General features: G+C 68.6%; 25 protein-coding genes. 9 read left to right on the forward strand and 16 right to left on the reverse strand.

Going from position 1 to position 22,789, the window contains the following annotated elements:
- Nucleotides 1-56 precede the first annotated feature (56 nt).
- Nucleotides 57-1,562 carry a glycerol-3-phosphate dehydrogenase gene (locus tag D9601_RS06935; protein WP_332837930.1) on the reverse strand — a complete coding sequence of 502 codons (1,506 nt, stop codon included), beginning with the start codon at nucleotides 1,560-1,562 and terminating at the stop codon, nucleotides 57-59.
- Nucleotides 1,563-1,618: 56 nt separating this feature from the next.
- Here D9601_RS06935 and glpK point away from each other — a divergent pair, with 56 nt between their 5' ends.
- Complete coding sequence (gene glpK, locus D9601_RS06940) at nucleotides 1,619-3,109, forward strand: glycerol kinase GlpK (protein ID WP_198353105.1); 1,491 nt, start codon at nucleotides 1,619-1,621, stop codon at nucleotides 3,107-3,109.
- Nucleotides 3,110-3,131: 22 nt separating this feature from the next.
- On the opposite strand, the gene D9601_RS06945 is transcribed toward glpK, so the two are convergent.
- Nucleotides 3,132-3,530, reverse strand: coding sequence for a hypothetical protein (locus D9601_RS06945; RefSeq protein WP_198353106.1), 399 nt, complete (start codon nucleotides 3,528-3,530; stop codon nucleotides 3,132-3,134).
- A gap of 219 nt (nucleotides 3,531-3,749) precedes the next feature.
- Nucleotides 3,750-4,373 carry a TetR/AcrR family transcriptional regulator gene (locus tag D9601_RS06950; protein ID WP_198353107.1) on the reverse strand — a complete coding sequence of 208 codons (624 nt, stop codon included), beginning with the start codon at nucleotides 4,371-4,373 and terminating at the stop codon, nucleotides 3,750-3,752.
- A gap of 130 nt (nucleotides 4,374-4,503) precedes the next feature.
- Between D9601_RS06950 and D9601_RS06955 the strand changes: the two genes are divergently transcribed.
- Nucleotides 4,504-4,881: a hypothetical protein gene (locus D9601_RS06955; RefSeq protein ID WP_232473847.1), complete on the forward strand. Its 378-nt coding sequence runs from the start codon at nucleotides 4,504-4,506 to the stop codon at nucleotides 4,879-4,881.
- A gap of 56 nt (nucleotides 4,882-4,937) precedes the next feature.
- Here D9601_RS06955 and radA read toward each other — a convergent pair whose 3' ends face one another.
- Both radA and D9601_RS06965 read right to left on the reverse strand, forming a co-directional pair.
- A complete protein-coding gene (gene radA, locus D9601_RS06960; RefSeq protein ID WP_198353109.1) occupies nucleotides 4,938-6,317 on the reverse strand; it encodes a DNA repair protein RadA in 1,380 nt (459 codons plus the stop codon).
- A gap of 180 nt (nucleotides 6,318-6,497) precedes the next feature.
- Nucleotides 6,498-7,202 carry a glutathione S-transferase family protein gene (locus tag D9601_RS06965; RefSeq protein ID WP_198353110.1) on the reverse strand — a complete coding sequence of 235 codons (705 nt, stop codon included), beginning with the start codon at nucleotides 7,200-7,202 and terminating at the stop codon, nucleotides 6,498-6,500.
- 73 nt (nucleotides 7,203-7,275) lie between these two features.
- Between D9601_RS06965 and D9601_RS06970 the strand changes: the two genes are divergently transcribed.
- Nucleotides 7,276-8,439: a glycosyltransferase family 4 protein gene (locus D9601_RS06970; RefSeq protein WP_198353435.1), complete on the forward strand. Its 1,164-nt coding sequence runs from the start codon at nucleotides 7,276-7,278 to the stop codon at nucleotides 8,437-8,439.
- 133 nt (nucleotides 8,440-8,572) lie between these two features.
- On the opposite strand, the gene D9601_RS06975 is transcribed toward D9601_RS06970, so the two are convergent.
- Together D9601_RS06975 and D9601_RS06980 are read right to left on the reverse strand one after the other, a co-directional pair.
- Entirely contained in the window at nucleotides 8,573-8,863 is a 291-nt protein-coding gene (locus D9601_RS06975) for a DUF2218 domain-containing protein (protein ID WP_198353111.1), read from the reverse strand.
- Entirely contained in the window at nucleotides 8,860-9,486 is a 627-nt protein-coding gene (locus D9601_RS06980) for a PadR family transcriptional regulator (protein WP_198353112.1), read from the reverse strand. Before D9601_RS06980 ends, D9601_RS06975 begins: the two co-directional genes overlap by 4 nt.
- Before the next feature lie 169 nt (nucleotides 9,487-9,655).
- Between D9601_RS06980 and D9601_RS06985 the strand changes: the two genes are divergently transcribed.
- Nucleotides 9,656-10,975, forward strand: coding sequence for a replication-associated recombination protein A (locus tag D9601_RS06985; RefSeq protein WP_198353113.1), 1,320 nt, complete (start codon nucleotides 9,656-9,658; stop codon nucleotides 10,973-10,975).
- Here D9601_RS06985 and asd read toward each other — a convergent pair.
- Nucleotides 10,972-11,832 carry an archaetidylserine decarboxylase gene (gene asd / locus D9601_RS06990; RefSeq protein WP_232473848.1) on the reverse strand — a complete coding sequence of 287 codons (861 nt, stop codon included), beginning with the start codon at nucleotides 11,830-11,832 and terminating at the stop codon, nucleotides 10,972-10,974. The two genes, D9601_RS06985 and asd, sit on opposite strands and share 4 nt — an antisense overlap.
- Nucleotides 11,833-11,865: 33 nt before the next feature.
- Between asd and D9601_RS06995 the strand changes: the two genes are divergently transcribed.
- Complete coding sequence (locus tag D9601_RS06995; protein ID WP_198353114.1) at nucleotides 11,866-13,518, forward strand: aminotransferase class III-fold pyridoxal phosphate-dependent enzyme; 1,653 nt, start codon at nucleotides 11,866-11,868, stop codon at nucleotides 13,516-13,518.
- A 56-nt stretch (nucleotides 13,519-13,574) separates the two neighbouring features.
- Here the strand turns inward: D9601_RS06995 and D9601_RS07000 are convergent, their stop codons facing one another.
- Both D9601_RS07000 and D9601_RS07005 read right to left on the reverse strand, forming a co-directional pair.
- Complete coding sequence (locus D9601_RS07000; RefSeq protein ID WP_198353115.1) at nucleotides 13,575-14,183, reverse strand: hypothetical protein; 609 nt, start codon at nucleotides 14,181-14,183, stop codon at nucleotides 13,575-13,577.
- Nucleotides 14,180-14,842 carry a class I SAM-dependent methyltransferase gene (locus D9601_RS07005; RefSeq protein WP_198353116.1) on the reverse strand — a complete coding sequence of 221 codons (663 nt, stop codon included), beginning with the start codon at nucleotides 14,840-14,842 and terminating at the stop codon, nucleotides 14,180-14,182. Before D9601_RS07005 ends, D9601_RS07000 begins: the two co-directional genes overlap by 4 nt.
- A gap of 205 nt (nucleotides 14,843-15,047) precedes the next feature.
- Here D9601_RS07005 and D9601_RS07010 point away from each other — a divergent pair, with 205 nt between their 5' ends.
- A complete protein-coding gene (locus D9601_RS07010; RefSeq protein ID WP_198353117.1) occupies nucleotides 15,048-15,404 on the forward strand; it encodes a hypothetical protein in 357 nt (118 codons plus the stop codon).
- A 312-nt stretch (nucleotides 15,405-15,716) separates the two neighbouring features.
- On the opposite strand, the gene D9601_RS07015 is transcribed toward D9601_RS07010, so the two are convergent.
- Nucleotides 15,717-18,314 (reverse strand): M1 family metallopeptidase, encoded by a 2,598-nt coding sequence (locus D9601_RS07015; protein WP_198353118.1) that lies wholly within the window; start codon nucleotides 18,312-18,314, stop codon nucleotides 15,717-15,719.
- Nucleotides 18,315-18,436: 122 nt separating this feature from the next.
- Between D9601_RS07015 and D9601_RS07020 the strand changes: the two genes are divergently transcribed.
- Nucleotides 18,437-19,396 carry an NAD(P)H-dependent flavin oxidoreductase gene (locus D9601_RS07020; protein WP_198353119.1) on the forward strand — a complete coding sequence of 320 codons (960 nt, stop codon included), beginning with the start codon at nucleotides 18,437-18,439 and terminating at the stop codon, nucleotides 19,394-19,396.
- A gap of 27 nt (nucleotides 19,397-19,423) precedes the next feature.
- On the opposite strand, the gene D9601_RS07025 is transcribed toward D9601_RS07020, so the two are convergent.
- Nucleotides 19,424-19,882 carry a DUF1465 family protein gene (locus tag D9601_RS07025; protein WP_232473849.1) on the reverse strand — a complete coding sequence of 153 codons (459 nt, stop codon included), beginning with the start codon at nucleotides 19,880-19,882 and terminating at the stop codon, nucleotides 19,424-19,426.
- Nucleotides 19,883-19,957: 75 nt separating this feature from the next.
- Complete coding sequence (locus D9601_RS07030; protein WP_198353121.1) at nucleotides 19,958-20,155, reverse strand: DUF465 domain-containing protein; 198 nt, start codon at nucleotides 20,153-20,155, stop codon at nucleotides 19,958-19,960.
- Between the two features lie 191 nt (nucleotides 20,156-20,346).
- Between D9601_RS07030 and D9601_RS07035 the strand changes: the two genes are divergently transcribed.
- Complete coding sequence (locus tag D9601_RS07035; RefSeq protein WP_198353122.1) at nucleotides 20,347-20,502, forward strand: YdcH family protein; 156 nt, start codon at nucleotides 20,347-20,349, stop codon at nucleotides 20,500-20,502.
- Nucleotides 20,503-20,551: 49 nt separating this feature from the next.
- Here D9601_RS07035 and D9601_RS07040 read toward each other — a convergent pair whose 3' ends face one another.
- The 3 genes from D9601_RS07040 to D9601_RS07050 form a co-directional block, all read right to left on the reverse strand.
- Nucleotides 20,552-20,863, reverse strand: a complete 312-nt coding sequence (locus D9601_RS07040; protein ID WP_198353123.1) for a PilZ domain-containing protein — start codon at nucleotides 20,861-20,863, stop codon at nucleotides 20,552-20,554.
- An 8-nt stretch (nucleotides 20,864-20,871) separates the two neighbouring features.
- Nucleotides 20,872-21,336 (reverse strand): RNA polymerase-binding protein DksA, encoded by a 465-nt coding sequence (gene dksA / locus D9601_RS07045; protein WP_198353124.1) that lies wholly within the window; start codon nucleotides 21,334-21,336, stop codon nucleotides 20,872-20,874.
- Between the two features lie 61 nt (nucleotides 21,337-21,397).
- Complete coding sequence (locus tag D9601_RS07050) at nucleotides 21,398-21,670, reverse strand: hypothetical protein (protein ID WP_198353125.1); 273 nt, start codon at nucleotides 21,668-21,670, stop codon at nucleotides 21,398-21,400.
- Between the two features lie 62 nt (nucleotides 21,671-21,732).
- Between D9601_RS07050 and D9601_RS07055 the strand changes: the two genes are divergently transcribed.
- Nucleotides 21,733-22,776, forward strand: coding sequence for a hypothetical protein (locus D9601_RS07055; protein ID WP_232473850.1), 1,044 nt, complete (start codon nucleotides 21,733-21,735; stop codon nucleotides 22,774-22,776).
- Nucleotides 22,777-22,789: the final 13 nt, after the last annotated feature.

Below are 22,789 nucleotides of genomic sequence, written 5' to 3' on the forward strand. Positions count from 1 at the left end.
TCTCCCTGGGGATGGGTCTGTATTGCAGTCCCGGTTGCGGGAGCGATGCCTGCGCGTCAACTGCGGATCACGGCGGCCAGATAGGCCGACAGCCGATCCGCCGTGCCTTCCGGCACGTGCAGGCCGAGCTTGCTGCGACGGAACAGCACGTCCTCCGCCGTCCGCGCCCATTCGTGCACGACAAGGTAATCGACCTCGCGCGTCCACAGCCCGCCGCCCAGGTCCTCGCCGAGATCGGCCGGCATCTCTGCGCCGTCCAATATCGCCTCGGCCCCGGTACCATAGGCACGCGCCAGCCGCCTGAGGAAGCCCGCCTCGAACCGCGGATAGCGGGCCGCGAGCGCGGCCACCAAGGGGTAGAAGGCGGCGAAGTCGCCGCCCGGCAAGACGGCGCCCCGCGTCCAGGCCGGTCCCGCATTCGGAAACCAGCCGGCCAGCCGGTCCATCGCCTGTTCCGCCAGCCGGCGGTGCGTGGTGATCTTGCCGCCGAACACGCTGAGCAACGGCGGGCTCGTCGCGTCCCCGTCGAGATCGAGCACATAGTCGCGCGTTACCGCCGAGGCGTTCGCCGCATGATCGTCGTACAGCGGCCGGATGCCGGCATAGCTCCACACCACCGCAGGTGTCGCACCGGTGAAATAGCGCGCGATCGTCGCGAGCAGATAGGCCGTCTCGTCGGCATCGATCGCCGCCGGCCCCGGCGCGCCGCTCCACGCGACGTCGGTCGTGCCGACCAAAGTGAACCGCCCCTCATAGGGGATGGCGAACACCACCCGCCCGTCCGGGTTCTGCAGCAGGAAGGCGTGTTCGCCCTCGTACAGGCGCGGCACGACGATATGGCTGCCCTTGATCAGCCGGACGCCGCGATCGCTTGGGCCGTGCGGCAGGCGACCGAGCACCTCCGCCACCCATGGCCCCGCCGCATTGACCAGCGCACGCGCGCGCACCGGTGCCGCCCGGCCCGCGATCCGCGCCTGCCAGCCGTCGCCGTCGCGCGATGCCCCCTCGAACCGCGTCCGCGTCAGCACCGTCGCGCCGCGATCCGCCGCATCGCGCGCGGTCAGCACCACCAGCCGGCTGTCTTCCACCCAGCAATCCGAATAGACGAAGGCGCGGCCGCCATCCTTCAATCCGGCACCGCGCGGATCGCGGTCGAGCCGGATCGTCTCGGTCGCCGGCAGCCGCCGTCGCCCGCCGAGATGGTCGTAGAGGAACAGCCCGGCGCGCACCATCCATGCCGGCCGGGGCGAATGGATCTGCGGCAGCACGAAGCGCAGCGGCCAGATGATGTGCGGCGCCATGCCCCACAACGTCTCGCGCTCGATCAGCGCCTCGCGCACCAGCCGTATCTCGCCATATTCCAGATAGCGCAGGCCGCCGTGGATCAGCTTGGTCGACGCAGACGAGGTATGGCTGGCCAGATCGTCCTGCTCGACCAGCAGGACGGACAGGCCGCGTCCGGCCGCATCGCGTGCGATCGCGACGCCGTTGATGCCGCCGCCGACGACCAGCAGGTCGACCGTGTCCGGCGCAGCGGCCGCCAGCTTTCGATTGACGCTCACGCCCGCCAGCATGACACAGGCCCGGTCAACCGCAAAGCCGACAGGGAGAGGCCCGCGTGGCACCGCCGCAGCATATCCTCGCGATCGATCAGGGCACCACCTCGACGCGCGCGATCGTCTTCGATGCGCGCGCGCACCCCGTCGCCACCGCGCAGGTCGAATTCGCGCAACATTATCCGCAGCCCGGCTGGGTCGAGCACGATCCGGACGACATCTGGCGCGACACGCTCGCCGTCGCCCGGCGCGCGATCGCGGACAGCGGCGTCGGTGCGGCCGGCATCGCCGGCATCGGCATCACCAACCAGCGCGAGACGGTGGTGCTGTGGGACCGCGCAACCGGCGCGCCGGTCCATCGCGCGATCGTGTGGCAGGATCGCCGCACCGCCGATGTCTGCGCCCGGCTGCGCGCCGAGGGGCATGAGGACATGGTCCGCGCTCGGACCGGCCTGCTGCTCGACCCCTATTTCTCCGCCACCAAGCTCGCCTGGATGCTCGACACGCTGCCCGGCGTGCGGGCGCGGGCGGAGCGCGGCGAGCTCGCCTTCGGCACCATCGACAGCTTCCTGCTCTGGCGGCTGACCGGCGGCGCGGTGCATGCGACCGACGTCACCAACGCCGGCCGCACCCTGCTGTTCGACATCCACGCCGGCGCCTGGGACGCGGATCTCTGCCGCCTGTTCGGGGTGCCGATGGCGCTGCTGCCCGAGGTCCATGACAATGCCCATGTCTTCGGCGACACCGCCGCCGGCCTGTTCGACGCGGCGATCCCGATCGCCGGCATCGCCGGTGACCAGCAGGCGGCGCTGTTCGGCCAGGCCTGTTTCGAGGCCGGCATGGCAAAGTCGACCTATGGCACCGGCTGCTTCCTGCTGCTCAACACCGGCGACGAGGCGGTCGCGTCGGGCAACCGCCTGCTCACCACGCCGGCCTGGCGGCTCGACGGCCGCACCACCTATGCGCTGGAGGGATCGATCTTCGTCGCCGGCGCCGCGGTCAAATGGCTGCGCGACGGCATTGGCGTCATCACCCATGCCAGTCAGACCAACGACCTCGCCACCACCGTCCCCGACAGCCATGGCGTCTATATGGTCCCCGCCTTCGTCGGACTCGGCGCGCCCTATTGGGACCCGGAGGCGCGCGGCGCGATCTTCGGCCTGACGCTGGGCGCGACCCAGGCGCATCTCGCCCGCGCGGCGCTGGAGGCGGTCGGCTATCAGACGCGCGACCTGATGCAGGCGATGGCCGACGACGGCGGCGATGCGCCCGCCGCGCTGCGCGTCGACGGCGGCATGGCGGCGAACGACTGGCTCTGCCAGTTCCTCGCCGATCTTTTGGAGGTGCCGGTCGAGCGGCCGGAGCATCTCGAAACCACCGCGCGCGGCGCCGCCTTTCTGGCGGGGCTGGCGACCGGCGTCTGGCCCGATCTCGCCGCGCTGGCCGCGACCTGGCGGCGGGGGCAGCGGTTCATGCCGGGGATGGCGGACGCGCAGCGCGCGCGCCTGGTCGAGGGATGGCGCCGCGCCGTGGCGCGGACGCGATCGCAGTGAGGGGGTACGACAGCCGGTCGGCTCAGGCGCGGCGGTGCGCCTCCGCCTCGCGCGCCGCGGCGATGCCGTCGACGACCAGCTCGTATTCCGCCGGCGAATAGCCCGAGGCGATGAAGGCCCGCACCTCGGCCGACGGCACCGAATAGCCGCGCCGCCAGCTCAGCACCGCGATGCGGCGCAGCGCCTCCAGCTTCGGATCGGCGAGCTGCGTGCTCGCCTTGATGCCGAACACCCATTCGAGCAGCCGCGACAGCACGCCCGGCGCGCGCAGGCTCGACGGTCCGTCGCGCCGTGCCAGCGCGATCACCGACCGCTCCAATTCGCTCAGGCTCGGCCGGTCCTCGACCAGCGTCAGCCGCCGCACCGCCTCGACGCGGGCATAGCCTGCCATGCCGGGCTCCGCGAATGCCAGATAGGCCATGTGTACCTCCCTCTTCGCCGGTTGCGCGCCGACCCCGCCGCTCCCGTCGGGAGGGGCGCGCGTGCCGCGGTCAACCTGTCATCTTGCCGAAAGCCGACCGGCGGTTCGCTTCGCTTGCTACCGATCTTCTATACTGATCGGTATAGAAGCCCGTTCACCATCGGTCAAGCATTATGTACCGGTCGGTAGAAAAAGATTTTCGCCCGTCTGGCGCTTCGCTCAGCGGCCCGGCCAGATCTGCAGCGCGGTATCGACCACCCGCTCCAGATCGGCGCGCGTCGCGCCTGACGACGCCTGCACCGCCATCCCCTGCAGCAGCGCGTAGAGAAAATGGGTCAGGCCCGTCGCATCGATCGTCGCGGGCAGGTCGCCGTCGCGCTGCGCCTGGGCGAAGCGGTCGACCAGCGCCTGCTGCGACGACTGGCGCCGGGCGATGACCGCCGCCTTGATCGCCTGCGCCTCGTCGCCGCAGGCCATGGAGTGGATCACGCCGAGGCAGCCGTGCGGCTCGTCGCGCGCCATCTGCGCCGCCAGCGCGCCGCGCAGGATATGCTCCGCCACCGCCCGCGCGCTCGGCTGTTCCAGCGCCCGGCGGGTATAGGCCAGCTTCTCCTGCTCGTAGAGGTCGAGCGCCTTGTGGAACAGCGCCTCCTTGTTGCCGAAGGCGGCATAGAGGCTCGGCCGGGTGATCCCCATCGCCTCGGTCAGGTCGGTGAGCGAGGCCGCCTCATAGCCCTTGCTCCAGAAGACGCGCAGCGCCGCGGCGAGCGCGGCATCGGTGCAGAATTCGCGCGGCCGCCCCTTGGACGCGGGGGCCGGCGCCAGGGCCAGATCACTTTCCATATCGATCGGTATATATATCGCCGGCGCGAAAAGGAAAGGCCCCGGCACCCCGCTCGCCGTCCCCCTGCCCGGCCCAGGGATATTCCTGACCCTGCGGGACGTTGATCCCGGCAGACCCGAGGAGACGATGATGAACGACAGCAAGGTCGATCCCGAGCGCGGCGACCGCGGCCCGTTCGACGCCGATCAGGGCACCTTCGGCCAGGACTATAATCGCGACCGCGAGGCCGCGATGGGCCGCGACAACCCCAGCGGCACGGTCGGCGCGCGCCCCGGCGACTCACCGCCGCCGCGCGATCCGAACCTGCCCGCCGACAACGGCCGCCGCGCCTATTTCGACCCGGAGACCGGCGAGGTGCACGGCAGCGGATCGTCCGCCGGCGGCGGCAATCCCGGCGACGATCTCAACAGCGACGCCGGCGGCGGCGACGGCTATCCGCTGACCGGCCGTGCCGGTACGGTCGAGCAGGCACCGGACGATCTCGGCCCGCCGCATTTCAAGGAATAGCGGCCGTATCGAAACGCCCGGCGGGGCGGCGCGGCCCAGCCGCCCGCCCCGTCGCCTCATCCCCGGCCGAGCATATGGTCGACGAACTGCGCCAGCGTGCGGAATCCCGCCAGCTTCAGCCCGCTGTCCTCGCCACCCTTGGTCATCGCCACCGGCACCAGTGCCCTCTCGAAGCCGAGCTTCGCCGCCTCCTTCAGCCGCAGCGCGCCATGCGCCACCGGGCGGATCTCCCCCGACAGGGAAATCTCGCCGAACGCCACCGCATCGACCGGCACCGGCCGTTCAGATAGCGCGGACACCAACGCCGCCGCCACCGCGACGTCGGCCGCCGGGTCCTGCACGCGATAGCCGCCGGCGACGTTGAGATAGACTTCCGCCGAGGAGAAGGAGAGGCCGCAGCGCGCCTCCAGCACGGCGAGGATCATCGCCAGCCTGCCGCTGTCCCAGCCGACCACCGCGCGACGCGGCGTCGCCCCGCTCGCCAGCCGGACGGTCAGCGCCTGGATCTCGACCAGCACCGGCCGCGTCCCCTCCAGCGCCGGGAAGACGGTCGCCCCCGTCACCCCCTCCTCGCGGTTGGTCAGGAACAGCGCCGAGGGGTTGGACACCTCGCTCAGCCCCTCGTTCTGCATCGCGAACACGCCGATCTCGTCGGTGCCGCCGAAGCGGTTCTTGATCGCGCGCAGGATTCGATATTGGTGACTGCGTTCGCCCTCGAACGCGAGCACGGTGTCGACCATATGCTCCAGCACGCGCGGCCCGGCGATGCTGCCGTCCTTAGTGACATGGCCGACGAGCACCAGCGCGGTGCCGCGCTCCTTGGCGAAGCGGATCAGCTCCTGCGCCGAGGCGCGCACCTGGCTGACCGTGCCGGGCGCGCCCTCGATCGTGTCGGAATGCATCGTCTGGATCGAATCGATCACCAGCAGCGCCGGCGGCGCGCCCATCGACAGGGTGGTGAGGATGTCGCGGGTCGAGGTCGCCGCCGCCAGCTGCACCGGTGCTGCGCCCAGCCCCAGCCGCCGCGCCCGCAGCCGCACCTGGTCCGCCGCCTCCTCGCCGGAGACATAGGCCACGGCCCGCCCCGCGCTCGCCAGCTTCGCCGCCGCCTGCAGCAGCAACGTCGACTTGCCGATGCCGGGATCGCCGCCGATCAGCGTCGCCGACCCCTCGACGAAGCCGCCGCCGAGCGCCCGGTCCAGCTCGGCGATCCCCGTCGCCATCCGTTCGGGCAGCGCGATGTCCGCGTCGAGCCCGACCAGCTGCACCGCCCGCCCGCCGCTCTGCAGATTATGTTTGGCGTGGAACGGCGTGACGACCGAGGGCGCTTCCTCGACCAGGGTGTTCCATTCCGCGCAATCGGCGCACTGCCCCGCCCAGCGGTGCGACACCGATCCGCAGGCCTGGCAGACATATCGTTTCTGGGGCTTCGCCATGGCGGCGGATATAGCGACGCGAGAACGATTAGGGAACAGCAATCCTCCCCGGCACGGGGACGTGGCAGCGCGTGAGCGCTGACGGAGGGGGCCGTCCACGCAGCGCAACGTCCGTGGAAAGCCCCCTCCACCGCCTTCGGCGGTCCCCCTCCCCGCGAGCGGGGAGGATTTCCGCCAGGCCTATCCCGGCGGCGGGATGTTGAGGCCGCGCTGCACCGCCGGCCGGGCCAGCCCCCGCTCCAGCCAGGCGGCGACATTGCCGAACTGGTCGAAGCCGACCAGCTCGCGCGCCTCGTAGAAGGTGATCAGGTTGCGCACCCAGCCGAGCATCGCAATGTCCGCGATCGAATAATGGTCGCCGAGGAACCAGCTGCGATCGGCCAGCACCCGGTCCATCACGCCGAGCAGCCGCTGCGCCTCCGCGACGTAGCGGTCGCGCGGCCGCTTGTCCTCCCAATCCTTGCCGGCGAATTTGTTGAAGAAGCCGAGCTGGCCGAACATCGGACCGACGCCGCCCATCTGGAACATCACCCACTGGATCGCCTGCCACCGGTCCGCCGGCCCCTGGCCGAGCAGCTGGCCGGTCTTCTCCGCCAGATAAAGCAGGATCGCACCGCTTTCGAACAGCGCCAGCGGCACACCGCCCGGCCCTTCCGGATCGATCATCGCCGGGATCTTGCCGTTCGGGTTGAGCGAGACGAAGGCGTCCGACTTCTGGTCGTCCTTGGCGAAATCGACCAGATGCGCCTCATACGGCAGGCCGGTCTCCTCGAGCATGATCGACGCCTTGACGCCATTGGGCGTCGGCAGCGAGTAGAGCTGGATGCGATCGGGATATTGCGCCGGCCAGCGCTGCGTGATCGGAAAGGCGGATAGGTCGGCCATGGTCGTCAACTCCCTCGTCGGTTGCGCCCCGACATAGTCGTGCCGCAATCGCCGCGCTATGGCCGACGCCGTCATGCAACCGTCGGATCTTCGCGTCGCGCTGTTCAGCGGCAACTACAATTACACGCGCGACGGCGCCAATCAGGCGCTCAACCTGCTGGTCGGGCATCTGCTGCGCCAGGGCGTGACGGTGCGCGTCTATTCGCCGACCATCGATCCGCCCGCCTTTCCGCCGACCGGGGATATCGTCTCGGTGCCGGCGATCCCGATGCCGGGCGGTCGCGCCGAATATCGTCTGGGCCGATATCTGCCCGCGGCGACGCGCGCCGATCTGGAAGCCTTTGCCCCCAACATCGTCCACGTCTCCGCGCCCGAATTCCTCAACCACGGCGCGGTCACCTGGGCACGGCGACACGGCGTGCCCGTCGTCGCCTCGTTCCACACCCGCTTCGAAACCTATTTCCGCTATTACAAGATCGGCTTCATCGAACCGCTGATCAAGGCGATCATGACGCGCTTCTACAATCGCGTCGATCTGGTCATGCCGCCCAGCCCCAGCATGGGCGCGACGATGCGCGAATGGGGCGTGACCACGCCGATGACGCTGTGGTCGCGCGGCATCGACCACGACCGCTTCCGCCCCGACCGCCGCAGCCCCGACTGGCGCCGCTCGCTCGGCATCGCCGACGACGAGGTGGCGATCGGCTTCCTCGGCCGGCTGGTCAAGGAAAAGGGCCTCGACGTCTTTGCCGACGTGCTCGCCGAACTGCGCCGGCGCGGGGTGCGCCACAAGGCGCTGGTGATCGGCAAGGGCCCGGCGGAGGCATGGTTCGCCGAGGCCGCGCCGGGTGCGGTGTTCGCCGGCTTCCAGTCGGGCGACGCGCTGGGCCGGGCGGTCGCGTCGATGGACATCTTCTTCAATCCCAGCATCACCGAGACATTCGGCAACGTCACCACCGAGGCGATGGCCGCCGGCGTGCCGGTCGTCGCCGCGCGCGCGACCGGCGCGGTCGACCTCGTCGAGGACGGCGTCACCGGCTATCTGGTTAGCCCCCGCGACATCGCCGGCTATGCCGATGCGATCGCCCGTATCGCCGGCGACCCCGTGCTCCGCACCAACATGGGCCACGCCGGCCACGCCGCCGCGGCCGGCTACAAATGGGATACGGCGAACCAGGCGGTGCTCGACGCCTATCTGAAACTTCGCGCCGAAAAGGCTCATTCCGACGGCAATTGAGCATCAACCCGCCCAACGCCGTCATCCCCGCGAAGGCGGGGATCCAGAACCTCTGATGTTTCGGACCGATCGCTGGCGTCAGCCAATCTGGATTCCCGCCTCCGCGGGAATCACGACGATATGCGAGGTCCGCCTATCCCGCCCGCCAGTCGAAGGTCAGCGGCGCCTCGCGGAAGGCGAAGCGGTCGAGGTGGCGCGCCACCACCTCGCGCATCCGCGCCTCGTCGTCGCCCTCCGGTACGGTCAGCACGACATCGAGCGTTTCGCTGTCCGCCCGCATCTGCAGTCGCGATCCGTTGGGAAAGGCGATCTCGCCCTCCTCCTCCGAATAGCGGACCTCCATCTTATGGCTCCAATGCTTGGCGAGCTGCTGGAGATAGCGGCTGGCCGAATGGGTCGGCACCCGTGCCACCGAGACGCTCATTTCAGCCGCTCGATCTTGCGGACGACCTCGTCGATCAGCTCGGCGACATCGTGCGCGGCCTCTTCCGACAGATCGTTGGCCTCCAGCCGGTTCTGCAGCACGGTGCGCAGGTTGCGCATCGCCCGCCGGATCGGCACGCGGTCGGTGCGCGCACGATGCTCGCCCAGCCCGGTCAGCCTGGCCATCAGCGCGGCGACCAGCTCGGCCCGCTCCGCCAGATGCGCCCGTCCCGCCTCGGTCACCGCGAAGCGCTTGCGCGCGCCCTCGCTTGCCTGCTCCTCGATCAGCTCCATCTCGTTGAGCATGGTCAGCGCGGGATAGACCACGCCGGGGCTCGGCGCATAGGCGCCGCCGGTCAGCTCCTCGACCGCCTTGATCAGTTCGTAGCCGTGGCGCGGCGTGTCGGCGATCATCTTCAGCAGCACAAGGCGCAATTCGCTGCCGTCGAACATCCGCCGTCGCCCGCCGCCGCCACCGCGGCCGTGCTCGCCGAACAGCTCGGCAAAGCCCTGCTCCAGCCGCTCGCCCCATTGCTCCCAGCCGCCGCGCGGCCCGAAGCCATGGTCGCGTCCATGGCCATGGCCCCGCCCCATGCGGTGTCCTTCGTGTCTGTGTCCGAACATCATGGTCTCCTGTCGTTCCTGTCGCGAAGATATATCGCAGATCGAAAGAGTCAAGACCGTCTGCGATATATCTCGCTATGCTGGAACCATGGCCTATACGCGAGACTTTCGAGAACTTCCGGCTGCCAGCCCAGGTGACGGCGTCGCCGCCACCCCCTATCTCGGCGCCATGGCAGACCTGCTCACCGGCCTCGAACCGGAGCCGACCCCCGCCCCGGCCGCGGCCGATGCCCCGCTCGCCGACCGGCTGCGCCCGCAGCGGCTCGCCGAGGTCGTCGGGCAGGAGCATCTCACCGGCCCCGACGGCGCGATCGGCCGCATGGTCGCCGCCGGGCGGCTGTCGTCGATGATCCTCTGGGGTCCGCCGGGCACCGGCAAGACCACCATCGCGCGCCTGCTCGCCGACGCCGTGTCCCTGCGCTTCGTCGCCATTTCCGCCGTCTTCTCGGGCGTCGCCGACCTCAAGAAGGCCTTTGCCGAGGCCCGCGACCACGCCCGCCTCGGCCGGCGCACGTTGCTGTTCGTCGACGAGATCCACCGCTTCAATCGCGCGCAGCAGGATGGTTTCCTGCCCTATGTCGAGGACGGCACCGTCACCCTGGTCGGCGCGACCACGGAAAACCCGTCCTTCGAACTCAATGCCGCGGTGCTCAGCCGCGCGCAGGTGCTGATCCTCCACCGTCTGGGTGCCGAGGCGCTCGGCAAGCTGCTCGACCGCGCCGAGGCGCTGGAGGGCCGCCCCCTGCCGCTGACCCAGGAGGCGCGCGCGGCGATGATCGCGCAAGCCGATGGCGACGGCCGTTTCCTGCTCAACCAGGCGGAGACCCTGTTCTCCGTCGACCTGTCTGCGCCGCTCGATCCCGCCGGCCTGTCCGCCTTCCTGCAGCGGCGCGTGGCGGTCTACGACAAGGACCGTGAGGGCCATTACAATCTGATCAGCGCGCTCCACAAATCGATCCGCGGCTCCGATCCGCAGGCGGCGCTCTATTATCTCGCCCGCATGCTGACCGCCGGCGAGGAGCCGCTCTACGTGCTCCGCCGCCTGACCCGTGCCGCGGTCGAGGACATCGGCCTCGCCGATCCGCAGGCGCTGGTCCAGTGTATCGCCGCCAAGGACACCTACGACTTCCTCGGCTCGCCGGAGGGCGAGCTGGCGATCGCCCAGGCCTGCCTCTACCTCGCCACCGCGCCCAAATCGAACGCCGCCTATATGGCGCAGAAGAAGGCGTGGCGGACGGCGAAGGAGACGGGGTCGCTGATGCCGCCGGACAATATCCTCAACGCCCCGACCAAGCTGATGAAGCAGATCGGCTATGGCGCCGATTACGCCTATGACCATGACGCGCCGGACGGCTTCTCGGGCGCCAATTACTGGCCGGCCGAATTGCCGCCGCAGACCTTCTACGCGCCGAGCGGTCGCGGCTTCGAGAAGCGCCTGCAGGAACGGCTCGACTATTGGGACCAGCTGCGCCGCGAGCGCAACGGCTAGCGCGACGCCAGCGCCTTGCCGGCCCGGATCGCCTGCCCCTCGACCAGACCCGGCGCCAGCGCGACGCCGGCCGGCAGGAAGACAACGATGGTCGAACCATGTTCGAACCAGCCCATTTCGTCGCCCTTGCTCAGGCGCGCGTCACAGGCCACCCGCGCCGAGCCGACGTCCCGCAACGATCGCTCGGTGTCGAGGAAGGTCAGCCGGATGCTCGCCACCAGGATCGCCGCAACCGGCACCAGCAGCAGCGGCGTGCCGTCCGCCAACCGCGCCTCGATCACCGCCCGCTCGTTGCGGCAGAACAGCCGTTCGACCCGCTTGAGCGCGATCGGATTGACGTTCCAGCAGTCGCCCGAAAGATAGGTCACGCCCCCCACGGTCAAACCGTGCGGCGCGTGGAAGCGGTGGTACATGCCCGCGGTCAGCCGCAGCGTCACGAAGCTGCCGTCGCGGAACCTGTCCGCCACCGCGGCATCGGGGATCAACTCGCCGAGCCGGTAGGGGAAGCCCTTGACCTGATACAGACGATCGCCGTCGATCCGCCCGTGCGCACCCACGATCGCATCGCAGGGCGAGGCGATCGTCGCCGGATCGGGATCGAAGACCCGCGCGCCCGGCCGCAGCGCCCGCGTGAAGCCATCGCGCAGGGACCGGAAGCGTGTCGTCGCCGCATCCGACAGATCGACCCCGCCGAAAAAGCGCCACAGCGCCAGCGCCGGCCGCGCCACCAGCGGGTGCTCGACCGCAGCGATCCGCCCGACCATCCGGGTGGCGAATCGCCGCGGCAGGCGGTTGGTGAGCAGGAAATTGATGTCCTCCTGCAACAGCAGCCGCATCAGGCCCTTCGGGGCTGTCATCGTGACGTCACCCGTATGCGCTCAAGCGCGGTCATGTCGCTCCTCCTCTATCCGATCGCCGCGGGCACCGGTCTGCTCGCCGCCACCAAGGGCCGCCAGCGTCTCGCGCTGTCGCGCGCCAAGCATCGCTCGCTCGGCGGCCATGTCCGCATGGCCAAGCGTATCGCCGGCCTGATCCCCTTTTACGAATACGGCCCCGATCGCTTCTTCCGCGCCGACGACGCGCCCGAGGAGATCGCCAGCCGCCGCCAGGCCGGCTTCGAGCGGCTCGGCGCCCTGTACGCGGAGCGCTTCGCCAGGACGCTCGCCCTTACCCGCGAAACCCGCGACGGCCTGTCCGACCTGCAGTTCACCGGCGTCTATCGCGTGCCCTTCCAGTTCAGCCGCCGCGTGCGCGAGTCGCTCGGCACCGGTGCCTTCCTCGCCCGTTCCGAGGGGCCATGCGTCTACGATCTCGACGACAACCGGCTGATCGACCTGACCGGCTCCTACGGCGTCAACCTGCTCGGTTATGAGGCGTACAAGCGGATGATCCGGGAGGGCGCGGCGCTGGTCGAGCAATTGGGTCCGGTGCTTGGCGGGCTGCACCCGGTGACGGCCGACAATGTCGCCCGCATTCGCGCGATATCCGGCATGGACGAGGTCTCGTTCCATATGTCCGGCACGGAGGCGGTGATGCAGGCGGTGCGGCTCGCCCGCTATCACACCCGCCGTCGCCGCATCGTCCGCTTCGCCGGCGCCTATCACGGCTGGTGGGGCGACGTGCAGCCGGGGATCGGCAACCCCGTTCCCGCCGACGGCACGCTGACGCTCGCGGATCAGTCCGAGCAGACGCTCCGCGTGCTCGCCAGCCGCAAGGACATCGCCTGCGTGCTGGTCAACCCCCTGCAGGCGATGCACCCCAATGGCGCCGCGCCATCCGACGGCCAGCTGGTCGACGGCGGCCGCACGGCGGCGGCCGATCGCGAGGCCTATGGCGCTTGGCTGCGCCGGCTGGCGGAGGTGTGCCGCGGCAACGGCATCGTGCTGATCCTCGACGAGGTGTTCGTCGGCTTCCGCCTCGCGCGTGGCGGTGCCGCGGAATATTTCGGGGTCACGCCGGATCTCGTCACCTATGGCAAGACGCTCGGCGGCGGCCTGCCGGTCGGCGTACTCGCCGGCCGTGCCGCGCTGATGAAGCGCTGGCGCGACGATCGCCCCGTCGACATCTGCTTCGCGCGCGGCACGTTCAACGCCCATCCCTATGTCATGGGCGCGATGAACGCCTTCCTGCGGCACCTCGACACGCCCGAGGGGCAGGCGCTGTACGACGGTCTGGACGAACGCTGGCACGACCGCGCGGCGCGACTCAACGCCGCGCTCGCCGCGGAGGAGTTGCCGGTGCGGGTGGCCAATCTCCAGACGATCTGGACCGTCCTCTACGACGCGCCATCGGCCTATAATTGGATGCTGCAATATTACCTCCGCGCCGAGGGGCTGGCGCTGAGCTGGGTCGGCACCGGGCGGCTGATCTTCAGCCTCGACATCGACGACACGCTGTTCGCGGAGATCGTCGAACGCTTCGTCGCCGCGGTACGGGCGATGCAGGCGGATGGCTGGTTCTGGCATCCCGAGGGCATCACCAACAAACAGGTGCGGCGGCGGCTGCTGCGCGAATCGATCGCCGTGCGGCTGGGCCGCCGCTGACACGAGAAGGGGCGGCCGCGGCGCCGCCCCTCCCGCTCCGCCACGATGCCGACGCGTCAGCCGTGTGCGACCGCGTCGGGGTCGTCGAACCGCTCGCCGCGCAGCAATCGGCCGGGCGCACTCTTGTACATCTTGAAATCGTTGAACGGGTCGGTGACGATCTTCGTCGCCCAGACCAGCCCGGTCTCGATGTCGCGCTGGAAGAACAGCTGCACCGAGCGGAAGACGATGGCCCCCGCGCCGAGGAACAGCCAAGCGGTCCCGACGCGGCGCAGCGTCGTCTGCCACCCGTCCGGCGCGGCCAGCAGCCCGCCCAGCGTCGGCGCCAGGAACAGCGCCACCGGGATCGCCGCCCACAGGCTCATCAGCACGACCTTGCGCGCCAGATTGTAACCGACCTTGATCTCTTCCTTATGCTCGTGGCTCGCGTCGTTTTTATGGTCGTAGCCCTTGGGCTCGAAGAAGAAATGCCCCGCCTGGCGGCTCGTCATCGCCACCCCCCAGGCGAGCAGGCTCGCCACCGCGGTGTCGACGAACAGCAAGGCATAGGCCGTCAGGAACGTGCAGGCGCTGACGAAGTGAAGGCTCTGGTTGACCAGGCTGTGATGATAATAGCGATGATCGTCCCACCGCTGTTCGGCGAGCTGCGCGCGGAAATTGGTCATTGCACCTGATCCTGTACCGAGGCGGTCTTGGCGAAACGGACGAGCGAGAAGTGACCGAGCGGCGGGATCGGCCGCGCCTCGATCAGCGTCACGTCGGCACGCCCCGCCGCCCAATCCTCATAGAGCGAAAACGGAAAGTCGGTGCGGAAGCCGAGCCGGCTGGTGATCGGCATCAGCCCCTTTTCGATTTTGCCGCGCAACCCGCCGCTGGCGCTGACGCGGGTGGTGACGACGATCTCCCCACCGGGGCGGCAGACACGGGCGAATTCGTCGAGCGCCCGCTCCGGGTGCGGCACCGCCGACACGACATATTGCGCGACCACGCAGTCGAAGGCGTTGTCCGGATAATGGAGCGCCTCGGCATCGCCGACCTCGATCGCCTCGACATTGTCGAGCTTCAGGCGGCGGACCCGATCACGCGCCTTGCCCAGCATGTCCTCGGAAATGTCGACGCCGACGATGCGGCTATCCGCCGAATAGCCGGGCAGCGAGATGCCGGTGCCGACGCCGACCTCCAGGATGCGCCTGCCGACGCCTTCCGCCGCCCGGATTGCCGCGGCGCGGCCCTGGCGAAACACCGGGCCGAAGACGAGGTCGTAGACCGGCGCCCAACGATCATAGGCCTTGGCGACGCCGGCGGTGTTCATCTGTACTGACAAGAAGATGCTCCTTCACACGTCACAATTCGTGTCACATCTTCCTCAGCGCTGTGGCAGCCGTCCGTGTCAGTTGGGCTACCTTTACGCGACAGTCGCCTTCATAAATCGGACACTATAGTGTCATGCGCGCGGGTCAGCGCCGCGGGGCGACACGCGGCCTTTGGCTCGGACAGGCGTTGTTGCATCGTATGCAAAGGGAGGCACGATGATGACGAACCGGACGATCGGACTCTTGGCGCCGATGGCGCTGGCGCTACTCGCAAGCGCCTGCAACTCGACGGAGCCGGCACCCGCCGGCAATCAAGCCGCTGCCGCAGCCCCCAAGCCGGGTGGCTTCGCCGCCAAGGTCGTCGCACTGTCGGAAGGTCAGCGCCAGGGTGTGATGCTGCGCGCGATCCGCGATGCCGGCCACCAATGTCAGGGCGTGGCCGGCACCCGCCGCCAGCCGCAGGGTGTCAACGGCCTGCCCGCATGGGCCGCGACCTGCGAGGATGGCAGCAACTGGCTGGTGTCGTTCGGCGACGACGGCATGGCGCGCGTAACGGGGCTGCCGGCGCGATAACGCCCGCCCGCGCGCAGCACCCTCGAGCGAGGTTCAATTAGGCTGAATATTCTCCCGCTTACGGGAACGGGCCGGCGGAGCGGGCTTAGCAAACGCGACGTCGCGTGGAATTCCGCTCCGTCGGCGCCGCCACGCTGCCACCACCGCCGGCGGGAAGGTCGAAGAAACCACTGTCCTACAGAGCGTCGGTGTGCCTAGGCTCACCGACGCTCTTTCTCACCGTTCAACTGCCTTCGCGATCGACCGCCGTCGGGAGGAGAGAATCCCCGTCTAGGCGTCAATTCTGTCAAGACTCGCGCTTGCGCGCCGGCCTCACTGCCCCAGCCAGCGTGCCACCGCCGGACGCAGGCGATCGGCCGCCGCCTTGCGGACGGCGATGCTCGACAAGGTCCGCTTGACGCCGCCGCGCGAGGCTTCCGGAATATATTGGTCGGCATAGGCCTGGATCTTGCCGGGCAACGCTGGGTCGTTCGATCCGCCGCCGAGCGCGACGATATAGCCGGCACGCTGGCTTTCCTCGACGAAGCCGTTGACCAGGTCACGGTTCGCCACCGCCCAGTCGAACGCCATGTCGGGGTGGAAGGCCGAAACGCTGCGCAGCAGCGAGGCCTTCTGTGGCGTGGTCAATTGATTGCTGCGCAGCAGTTCCAGCGCCCGCTGGGCGACCGCCGTGTCGCGGGTATAACCAAGCAGCCCGACGTAGCGGTTCTTCGCCACCGGGTTGGTCTCCGCCATGGTCAGCTTGAGCAGCTGGTCCCATTCCGCCGGCGTCGCGTTGATCGCGAAGGTCGACAGGATCGGGCTGCGGATCGCGGGCGGGATCGCCGTCGGATCGGTCGCCAGCTGCGCGACGTAGCGCCGCGCCTGTGCCGTCACTTCCGGATCGCCGTTGGCGCCCAACCGCCCGACCAGCGTTTCGCGCAGGTTGGAGATCGGTGCCGCTTCGCCGGGCTTGGCGGCGAAGCCGACCCGTTGCAGCACCGGTCCCAGCACCTTGACCGTGCGCTCGCGCAGCGGCTGTTCGAGCGGCGTGTTGGCGAACAGCCCGCTGAGGCTGCCGAGCCGACCGGCGACCACCTCCAGCTCCATCGGATCGGCGGCCGGCGTCACCTGCCCCATCACGTCGAAGAAGCGCGACAGGTCCTGATAGCCGCCGGCGGCGAGCGCATAATCGTCGCCCAGCGTGCCCAGCCGATCGCGCAGCGACAGCTTGGTATAGTCGCGCACGATCGCGTCGTGGCCGGCCTGATCGTAGAGGACCCGCGTGTAGCTACCCTTGCCCTTGTCGAGGATCAGCGTCCCGCAACCCGGCACGGTGATTGTAGTCGCCGGCCCGGTGACCACGGCGCGGGTCTCGCCCCCACCGACCGTCCCCACAACGAGCGGCACGTGCCAGGTCTGCGGCGTCTTGGACGGCTGGTCGAGACCGAAACGCCCCTGCGCCAGCGTCGCGCTGGTGGTGCCGTTGACGCAGCGCGCAGTGGTCAGGCTGACCAGCGGCACGCCGCCCTGCAAGGTGAAGTCATGCGCGATGCCGGCGATCGGCGTGCCCGACGCCGCCGAAAGCTCTTCCCACAGCTGGTCGGTGACCGTGTTGCCGTATTTGTACTTCGCCATGTAGCGGCGGATACCGCTGCGGAAGGCGTCGGGGCCGAGCGTCGATTCGAGCATGCCGATCACCGCCTGCCCCTTGGAATAGGTGATGCCGTCGAAGGCCTCGGCCAGCTGGTCGACCGTCTCGACCTTGCGGATGATCGGATGCGTCGCCGCCGTCGCATCGATGCCCATCGCCGCCTCGCGGGCGCCGGCGACCTCTTCCGCACCCGCATTCCACGACGGATTGAGGTCGTTGGAGGCCTTGCCCTCCATCCACGACGCGAAGCCCTCGTTCAGCCACAGATCGTCCCACCAGGCCATGGTGACGAGGTCGCCGAACCACTGGTGCGCCATCTCGTGCGCGACGACGGTGAAGATGCGCTGGCGACCGCTTTCCGTCGCCCGCTTGGGATCGAACAGCAGCTCCGGCTCGAAATAGAAGATCGCGCCCCAATTCTCCATCGCGCTGAAGAACTGGCTCAATCCCGGACCGGCGATCATGTCGAGCTTGGGCAGCGGATAGGGCGTGCCGAAGTAATCGTTGTAATAGGTCAGCAGGCGCTTGGCGGACGCCAAAGCGTAATCGCCCTGATCGACGACGCCGCGGCGCGAGATCACGCCGATCTCGACGTTGCCGGCCTTGACCGTCTTGCGCTCGAGATCGCCCATGCCGAGGAACAGCAGATAGCTCGACATGACCGGCGTCTCGGCGAAGCTGTACAGCTGCTTGCCGTCCGCCTGGCTGGCGATGTTGGTCGCCGGCATGTTGGAGAAGGCGAGCTGCCCCTTGGGCGCGACCGCCTTCAGCCGGAACTTCGCCTTGAACGCGGGCTCGTCCCACATCGGCGCGAAGCGGCGCGCGTCCGGCGCCTCGAACTGGGTCGCGAGCATCCGCGCCTTGGACCCGTCCTGATTGGTATAGTCGATCGCGAACAGGCCGGAGGCCGACTGGTTGATCGTCCCGGTCCAGCGCAGCGCGACCTGATGGCGGCCAACGCCCGCCGCCGCGGGCAGCGTCAGCGTCAGCTGCTGCGCTTCCGGGTTGAGCGTATAGGTCGCCGGCTTGCCATCGACGGTGGCGTTGGTGATGGTCAGATTGGCGGCGTTGAGCACGATGGTGCGCGTCGCGCTCTTGACGTCGACCGTTACCGTCTCGCTGCCGGAGAAGGTCATCGCCTGCGCATCGGGGGCGACGGTGATGTCGTAGAGCACGGGCACCACCGTCTTGGGCAGCGAACCCGCCGCCAGGGCGGGGGCCGAAACCGAAAAGGCGAGTGCAGCAGCAAAGGAGAGCTTCGAGACGGAGAGCTTCATGAGCGACGGACATCCTCAGTCAGTGTATGAGCGTGTTCCTACACCTTTGCCGGCGCCTCGCAAGCGCTCGGCACGGCCATCGTGCGCTGGACAGGGTGATCCGTTGCGCTAGAAAACCGATCATGACCCTGCCCGCCCCGCTCGATCGCCTGCGCCTGCCCGTCATCGGCTCGCCGCTGTTCATCATTTCCAATCCGGACCTGGTGATCGCGCAATGCAAGGCGGGGATCGTGGGCTCGTTTCCGGCGCTCAATGCGCGGCCACAGACGCTGCTCGACGAATGGCTGCATCGGATCACCGAGGAACTGGCCGCCTACAATCGCGACCATCCCGACGCGCCGGCGGCCCCCTTCGCGGTCAACCAGATCGTCCATAAGTCCAACGACCGGCTCGAAGCGGATCTCGCCACCTGCGCCAAATGGCAGGTGCCGATCGTCATCACCTCGCTCGGCGCGCGGGAGGATCTCAACACCGCGGTGCATGGCTGGGGCGGCATCACGCTGCACGACGTCATCGACGACCGGTTTGCGCGCAAGGCGGTGGAAAAGGGCGCCGATGGCCTGATCGCCGTGGCGGCCGGGGCCGGCGGCCATGCCGGCCGGCTGTCGCCCTTCGCGATCGTGCAGGAAATCCGCCAGTGGTTCAATGGCCCGCTCGCCCTGTCCGGATCGATCGCCACTGGCGGCGCGATCCTCGCCGCGCAGGCGATGGGTGCCGACCTCGCCTATATCGGCTCGCCCTTCATCGCGACCGAAGAGGCCAATGCCGCTCCCGCCTATAAGGATGCGGTGGTCGCGGCGCGGGCGGCGGACATCGTCTATTCGAACCTGTTCACCGGCGTGCACGGCAATTATCTGCGTGCGTCGATCGAGGCGGCGGGACTCGATCCCGACCATCTGCCCGAAGGCGACCTCAAGACGATGGACTTCGGCGGCGGCAACGGCAGCAAGGCCAAGGCGTGGCGCGACATCTGGGGTGCCGGTCAGGGCATCGGCGTAGTCGATCACGTGATGCCGGCCGCCGATCTCGTCGCGCGACTCAGCGACGAATATCGCGCCGCCCGCGATCGGCTTCATCGCTGATCGATGATCGGGCCGGGCGCGCTATAGTCAGAACGCCTGCGCCAGCCGGTCGTGCAGGCCATGCACCGGGCTCGGTGCCGCCATCATATCCTGTGCCGCATCGAGCAGGCCGACGCGGCGGTGGAGATCGGCGCTGGCCGCGACCAGCGAGCGGGCACGCGGCGGCAGCGCTTGCAACAGGTCGGCATCGAATTGCGGCGCATGACCCAGCCGCCGTGCCGGATCGAGCGCATCCCGCTCGCGCATTTCACCCGCGTCAACCGCGCGCTGGGTCAGCAGCCAGGCGATGACGTGCATCAGACGGGTCGTCACCTTCAGCGATTCGCACGAGAATCCGACCCGGACCAGTGGATCGAGCGCGTCGCGCTCGGCACGGCCGTCTTCGTCGAAATAACCGCGCGCCTCGTCGGCGAGCAGCATCGCCTCCGTATAGAGCGTGTCGAGCAAGCGGGTGTGGATCGGTGATTCGCGGCGACGGATCGTCATACGGTCACCGGTGGCATAGGCCGGCATTCCGTCCCAGCATCAAGATCGCGCCATCTGTGCCGATCCGGGCCGTCGTCACGCGATAATGTCCGGGATCAGTTCGTCTTCCAAGGCACTGATCTGATCCTTCAGCCGCAGCTTGCGCTTCTTCAGTCGGGCGATTTGCAGCTGATCCGGCGTCGCCGTCGTCGCCAGCGCGGCAATGGCCGCGTCGAGATCGCGATGCTCGGTGCGGAGAAGGTCCAGCCTGGCGATGATCTGCGCGTCGTCCATGATGCCCCCTTGCCCCTCTTCTCTACGGTCGGGACCATCCGCCAGCAAGCATACGCATCGCGCCTCCAGCCGCCGACGGGTCACCGCATCGTCGCCGCCGGTCGTCGCGTTCGGCCGAATCAGGGGAGGACATTTGGCCGCCACAGTGGTTTACTGCGTCCCCCAACGATGCATTCAGGAGGTACACCGATATGCATACCGCGCATCAACAGGCCCTGGAAACGAAGCACGCCGCGCTCGATCGCCGCATCGCCGACGAAGTCCACCGCCCGATGCCCGACGCGGCGATCCTGACCGATCTCAAGCGCCAGAAGCTGCGCCTCAAGGAAGAGCTGTCGAAGCTCTGACCGTTGCGCCCCTCCCCCGCTGCGGGAGGGGCTTTCACCGTCCGATCGGTCAGCCGCTAGCTTGAGACGGATCGATCGGTTCCGCGAATGCCACGCCGATCCGCTGTTCCGCGCACCAGGCGACGGTACCCGCCACCTCGCCGACCGCAGGCAGCGACAGGGTGAGCGTCGTCCCGATCTCCATCACCCGAGGGCACAGGATCATCGCGCCATCGGCCGATAGATTGCGGACCATAACGTCATGCGGATGGGACTCGCCTTCGAATTGCACCGCAGCGGACAACGCCACGGGCTCGCGCGGAAGGACCCGACGATTCGCGAGATCGTCGGCCGAGGGCGCGTGATCGCCGATCGGGGGCATTTCGCCGCTCAATCTTCGCGTGACACTTTCTCGCTGCGCTCGTGACGCTCCTGCGCCTCCAGCGTCATCGTTGCGATCGGACGGGCTTCGAGCCGGCCGAGGCTGATCGGCTCGCCGGTCACCTCGCAATAGCCGTATTCGCCTTCCTCGATCCGGCGCAACGCCGCATCGATCTTCGCGATCAGCTTGCGCTGGCGGTCGCGGGTGCGCAGCTCGATCGACCAGTCCGTCTCGCTCGACGCACGATCGGTCAGATCAGGCTCGCGCAGCGAGTCGATCTGCAGTTGATTGAGCGTGCCGGCCGCGTCCTGCAGGATCGCTTCCTTCCAGCGGATCAGCTTGGCGCGAAAATAGGCCTGCTGGCGCAGGCTCATGAACGGCTCATCGGCGCTTGGCCGATAGCCGTCCTCGGCATCGTTTGCCGGCAATGGGTTGGCCGTATCGTCGTGTACGCGATGCAATTGCGCTACCATACCACTCTCCCTCCGGCCCCGAGTGCCCAGGGACCGCCCCCAATGGTGATCGCGCCTATAATCATGCCGGGCCTCGGCCACAAGCGAGCAGAGTTGCCGATTGCTGCCATTTCGCGACATTTAATTGCAAATCGTGCTGATTGGCGCGGCGCAAGGCGACTATGCTCCGCGCTTCCGGCCGTCGCGACGTCAATCCGCCGACGCCGACCGATGTCTCGCCTTGGCACATTAACGCGTTAACCCGCTGGCGGCCCTGCGCGAATCCCGTCTCGACACGCACTAAGGTGGTTAACGAACTTGCACTTAAACCTTTGATTTGCACTTGCTGCTGCATGGGCGAGCGATCGTCACGACGGGACGGACGGTGCTCCAGCGCCGGCAGCGAAAGAGAATGACATGTCCGTGCGAATGGCCTTGGCAAAATTATGCGCCTGCGCATGCGGCGGAGCGCTGATCGGTGGCGGCGCGGTGCATGTCGCGGAACGTCCGAGCAAACTGACCTACGTCAAACATCCGGTCGCCAAGCGCGTGGTGCGGCGCCAAGTCGCGGTGCGCAGCGGCGCTGTCCGCCGCCGCATCGTCACCACCACAACGGCGAGCTGCGCCCCTGCTGTGGTCACCGTCGCCAGCCAGGCGGCGCCGGTGCCGCTGCCCCTGCCGCGCGGTGAGGGCTTTGTCAGCGGCGGCGGTGGCGGCGTCCCCGTCGTGGTCGGCGGCAGCGGCGGCTGGGGCGGCGGCGGTGGCGGTGGCGGCTTCTTCGGCGGCGGCTTCTTCGGCGGGGGCAGTTCGTCGGGATCGAGCGGCAGCGTCGTCATCTCCTCGACCTCCAGCGGCGGGTCGACCTCGAGCAGCAGCTCGAGCAGCTCGTCGTCGTCGGGCAACGTGTCGAGTTCGTCCTCGGGGAACGTGTCCAGCTCGACGTCGAGCTCCAGTTCGACCGGCGGTGCCAATATCGATATCGGCATCGACAACAGCAACAACAATTCGAACACCAGCACCAGCACCAGCACCAGCACCAACAACAATAACAACAGCAACCAGAACACCAGCACCAACAACAATAGCAACAACAATCAGAACACCAACACCAATAACAACGAGCAAAGCCAGAACCAGGGTCAGAACCAGAACCAGAACCAGAACCAGAACCAGAACCAGAACCAGGGCCAGGGCCAGGGCCAGGGCCAGGGCCAGGGCCAGGGTCAGGGTCAGGGCCAGAACAATTACGGTTCGAGTTCGAAGGGCTGGAGCACCAGCGGCGGCTGGTCGTCGAACGGCGGCTGGACGTCGAGCGGCCACCACGGCCCGCCGCCGGGCCCGCCGGGATCGTCGGGCGGCCCGCCCGCCCCGGTGCCGGCGCCGCCGATGGTGCTGTTGTTCGGTGCCGCCGCCGCGGCCCTGGTCGCGCGCCGCAAGCTGGCCAAGCCCGCCGCCGCCTGAGCGGGATCGTTTC

Source organism: Sphingomonas sp. MA1305, assembly GCF_016107325.1.
Taxonomy (GTDB): domain Bacteria; phylum Pseudomonadota; class Alphaproteobacteria; order Sphingomonadales; family Sphingomonadaceae; genus Sphingomonas.

Coding starts and splice junctions, on each gene's coding strand:
- D9601_RS06950 (WP_198353107.1), bottom strand. CDS start 4,373: ATGGAAAGTGATCTGGCCCTGGCGCCGGCCCCCGCGTCCAAGGGGCGG.
- D9601_RS07030 (WP_198353121.1), bottom strand. CDS start 20,155: ATGGACGACGCGCAGATCATCGCCAGGCTGGACCTTCTCCGCACCGAG.
- D9601_RS06975 (WP_198353111.1), bottom strand. CDS start 8,863: ATGAGCGTCTCGGTGGCACGGGTGCCGACCCATTCGGCCAGCCGCTAT.
- D9601_RS07015 (WP_198353118.1), bottom strand. CDS start 18,314: ATGAAGCTCTCCGTCTCGAAGCTCTCCTTTGCTGCTGCACTCGCCTTT.
- D9601_RS06995 (WP_198353114.1), top strand. CDS start 11,866: ATGTCGCTCCTCCTCTATCCGATCGCCGCGGGCACCGGTCTGCTCGCC.
- D9601_RS06965 (WP_198353110.1), bottom strand. CDS start 7,202: ATGGCCGACCTATCCGCCTTTCCGATCACGCAGCGCTGGCCGGCGCAA.
- D9601_RS07000 (WP_198353115.1), bottom strand. CDS start 14,183: ATGACCAATTTCCGCGCGCAGCTCGCCGAACAGCGGTGGGACGATCAT.
- D9601_RS07040 (WP_198353123.1), bottom strand. CDS start 20,863: ATGCCCCCGATCGGCGATCACGCGCCCTCGGCCGACGATCTCGCGAAT.
- D9601_RS06970 (WP_198353435.1), top strand. CDS start 7,276: ATGCAACCGTCGGATCTTCGCGTCGCGCTGTTCAGCGGCAACTACAAT.
- D9601_RS07050 (WP_198353125.1), bottom strand. CDS start 21,670: ATGCAGCAGCAAGTGCAAATCAAAGGTTTAAGTGCAAGTTCGTTAACC.
- D9601_RS06980 (WP_198353112.1), bottom strand. CDS start 9,486: ATGTTCGGACACAGACACGAAGGACACCGCATGGGGCGGGGCCATGGC.
- D9601_RS06985 (WP_198353113.1), top strand. CDS start 9,656: ATGGCAGACCTGCTCACCGGCCTCGAACCGGAGCCGACCCCCGCCCCG.
- asd (WP_232473848.1), bottom strand. CDS start 11,832: ATGACAGCCCCGAAGGGCCTGATGCGGCTGCTGTTGCAGGAGGACATC.
- D9601_RS07025 (WP_232473849.1), bottom strand. CDS start 19,882: ATGACGATCCGTCGCCGCGAATCACCGATCCACACCCGCTTGCTCGAC.
- radA (WP_198353109.1), bottom strand. CDS start 6,317: ATGGCGAAGCCCCAGAAACGATATGTCTGCCAGGCCTGCGGATCGGTG.
- D9601_RS07010 (WP_198353117.1), top strand. CDS start 15,048: ATGATGACGAACCGGACGATCGGACTCTTGGCGCCGATGGCGCTGGCG.
- D9601_RS07055 (WP_232473850.1), top strand. CDS start 21,733: ATGTCCGTGCGAATGGCCTTGGCAAAATTATGCGCCTGCGCATGCGGC.
- D9601_RS07020 (WP_198353119.1), top strand. CDS start 18,437: ATGACCCTGCCCGCCCCGCTCGATCGCCTGCGCCTGCCCGTCATCGGC.
- dksA (WP_198353124.1), bottom strand. CDS start 21,336: ATGGTAGCGCAATTGCATCGCGTACACGACGATACGGCCAACCCATTG.
- D9601_RS06945 (WP_198353106.1), bottom strand. CDS start 3,530: ATGGCCTATCTGGCATTCGCGGAGCCCGGCATGGCAGGCTATGCCCGC.
- D9601_RS06955 (WP_232473847.1), top strand. CDS start 4,504: ATGAACGACAGCAAGGTCGATCCCGAGCGCGGCGACCGCGGCCCGTTC.
- D9601_RS07035 (WP_198353122.1), top strand. CDS start 20,347: ATGCATACCGCGCATCAACAGGCCCTGGAAACGAAGCACGCCGCGCTC.